We start from the raw sequence: 2,868 nt of genomic DNA on the forward strand, positions 1-2,868 counted from the left end.
GGCCAGCACGATGCGCGCGCCGCGGCACGCGCGGTCGCCATCGGCTGGCTGGTTGCGGCGCTGGCCAGCGCCGCAATGGCGCTACTGCAGTACTTCGGCTGGGCGACGCCCCTGTCGCCGCTGGTCAACGCGGCGGAACTGGGCGAGGCCTTCGGCAACCTGCGCCAGCGCAACCAGTTCGCCACGCTCACAACGCTGGGGCTGGCCAGCCTGCTGTGGCTGGGGTCGGGGCGGCTCGTGCTGGCGGTGCCGGGCGTCGCTTTGCTCGCGGTGGCCAATGCGGCGTCGGCGTCGCGCACCGGCCTGCTGCAATGGGGCGTGGTGCTGGTGTGCGTGGCTCTGTGGCCCGGGCCGCGGCGGCGCCGCTGGGCCGCGCTGGTGGCGTTCGGCCTGGCCATGTACCTGGCGGCATCGCTGGCGCTGCCGGCGCTGCTGGCCAGCGTGGCGGGCGGCTCCAGCCTGAACGTGTTCTCGCGCATGTCCTCGCAGGCCGCCTGCGGCACGCGCTCGCTGCTGTGGCCCAACGTGCTGGAGCTGATTGCCGCGCGCCCGTGGACCGGATGGGGCTGGGGCGAGCTCGATTTCGCGCACCTGTGGCACCTGTACCGCGGCCCGCGCTTTTGCGACATTTTGGACAACGCGCACGACCTGCCGCTGCACCTGGCGGTGGAACTCGGTGTGCCCATCGCACTGGTGGTGTGCGCCGTGCTGGCCTGGGGCATCGTGCGCGCGCGGCCCTGGAGCGAACACGCGCCGCACCGGCGCGTCGCGTGGCTGGCCGCGCTGGCCATCGGCCTGCACAGCATGGTCGAATACCCGCTCTGGTACGGGCCGTTCCAGATGGCGCTGGGCTTCGCCGTCGGCATGCTGTGGCTGGGGCGCGATGCGCAGGACGATGGGGAGGACGCGCCGCAACGTGCCGGCGCGTTGTGGCCGCGCGTGCTGCTCGGTGTGTTCTGCCTCTCCGGGCTCGGCTACGGTTTCCTCGAATACGGCCGCGTGTCGCAGCTGTACCTGCCGGCCGACGCGCGCTGGGCCGCTTACCGCGACGACCCGATGTCCAACGTGCGCGACGCGCGCCTGTTCCGCGACCAGGTCGTGTTCGCCGAACTCACCACCACGCCGCTGACACGCGAGAACGCGGACGAACTGCACAAGCTGGCGCTGGAGGTGGTGCACTTCTCGCCGGAGCCCAAGGTGATCGAGAAAGTGATCGAGAGCGCCTTGATGCTGCACCTGGACGCCGAGGTGGAGGCGTACGTGACGCGGTACCGCATCGCGTTCCCGGAGGAATACCGGGCGTGGGCCGAGGCCCATGGGGTGACAGCGCAGCGTTAGGGCGCGGTGCCGTCGCGCACGTAGCTGCCAGACTTGCCGCCGTGCTTCTCCAGCAGCCGCACGTCGGTCATCGTCATGCCTCTGTCCACGGCCTTGCACATGTCGTAGATCGTGAGCAGCGCCACGTTCACCGCCGTCAACGCCTCCATCTCCACCCCCGTGGGACCAATGGTTTCCGCGGTTGCTGTGCACACCACGGATGACCCAGTCTCGTCCACCTCGAACTCCACCGCCACGCGCGTCAGCGCGAGCGGGTGGCACAGGGGAATCAGCTCGCTGGTCTTCTTCGCGCCCTGGATGCCGGCGATGCGCGCAATCCCCAGCACGTCGCCCTTCTTCGCGTTGCCTTGCTGGATCAGCGCCAATGTCGCCGGCAGCATGCAAATGCGCCCCTGGGCCACGGCAACGCGGCGGGTCGCGGGCTTGCCGGCCACGTCCACCATGTGCGCCTGGCCTTGCGCGTCGAAATGGGTGAGGGGGGAGTTCATCGGGTGCTCCGGGAGAGCTGATCCACGCAGCGTTACAGCCGCTTGACAGTCTTCGCGCATCATACGGCGATGCTGAACCGGCCTTCCCGATCCGCCGCCTGGGTCTGCGTGCTCGCGCTGCTGTTCGCGCTGCCCGCCCAGGCGCAGTTGCCCACGCTGGGCGACAGCAGCGACATGACCAGCGGCGCCGAGCGTCGATTGGGCGAGAAAATCGCCCGCGAGCTGTTTCGCGACCCCGACTACATCGACGACCCGGTGGTGGTCGACTACGTCCAGGGCATCTGGCAGACGCTGCTGGCCGCAGCGCGCGTGCGCGGCGAGCTCACCGCGGAGCTGGACGAGCGTTTTGCCTGGCAAGTGCTGCTGGGCAAGGACCGCACCATCAACGCCTTCGCCCTGCCCGGCGGCTGGCTCGGCTTGCACCTGGGGCTGGTCAGCGTCACCGGCTCGCGCGACGAGCTGGCCTCGGTGCTGGCGCACGAGCTCAGCCACGTGACCCAGCGCCACATCTCGCGGCTGATCAGCCAGGAGAAGCGGCAGACGCCGCTGATGATCGGCGCCATGATCCTGGGCGCCATCGCGGCCAGCAAGAACGCCCAGGCCGGCAACGCCATCATGGCCGGCAGCCAGGCGCTGGCGATCCAGAACCAGCTGAACTTCTCGCGCGACATGGAGCGCGAAGCCGACCGCATCGGCCTGGGCGTGCTCACCCAGGCCGGCTTCGATCCGCAGGGCTTCGTTGCCATGTTCGAAAAGCTGCAGCAGGCGCAGCGCCTGAACGACAACGGCTCCTTCCCCTACCTGCGCACCCACCCGCTCAACACCGAGCGCGTGGCCGAGATGCAGTCGCGCCAGCAGCTGGCCAGCAAGCACCCGGCGCCGCCCGGCTTCACCTTCGAGCACGCGCTGCTGGCCGCGCGTGCCCGCGTGCTGTCCAACGGGGGTGTCGATGCGCTGCGCGGCTACCTGTCCGAAGCCGACACGCCTGCCGCGCGCAACCAGGGCGCGGCCCGGCAGGCCGGCGCGCTGTACGCGGCGGCGC

General features: G+C 70.4%; 3 protein-coding genes. 2 read left to right on the plus strand and 1 reads right to left on the minus strand.

The genetic code is table 11. The annotated features are described in order from the left end of the window. Positions 1 to 1,338 (plus strand): O-antigen ligase family protein (locus H0U68_RS06960; protein ID WP_296353980.1); only part of this gene is annotated, 1,338 nt, incomplete at its 5' end. Here the strand turns inward: H0U68_RS06960 and moaC are convergent. Continuing rightward, positions 1,335 to 1,826, minus strand: coding sequence for a cyclic pyranopterin monophosphate synthase MoaC (moaC, locus tag H0U68_RS06965; RefSeq protein ID WP_296353982.1), 492 nt, complete (start codon positions 1,824 to 1,826; stop codon positions 1,335 to 1,337). The two genes, H0U68_RS06960 and moaC, sit on opposite strands and share 4 nt — an antisense overlap. 69 nt (positions 1,827 to 1,895) lie before the next feature. On the opposite strand from moaC, the gene H0U68_RS06970 reads away from it, so the two are divergent. Beyond that, positions 1,896 to 2,868: M48 family metalloprotease (locus tag H0U68_RS06970; RefSeq protein WP_296353985.1), on the plus strand; the 973-nt coding region annotated here is incomplete at its 3' end.

Origin of the sequence: Ramlibacter sp., assembly GCF_013697775.1 — a bacterium.
In the GTDB taxonomy this organism is placed as follows: domain Bacteria; phylum Pseudomonadota; class Gammaproteobacteria; order Burkholderiales; family Burkholderiaceae_C; genus Ramlibacter.

Bases quoted from the DNA above. Each gene is read 5' to 3' on its own strand.
- moaC (WP_296353982.1), bottom strand. From the start codon at position 1,826: ATGAACTCCCCCCTCACCCATTTCGACGCGCAAGGCCAGGCGCACATG.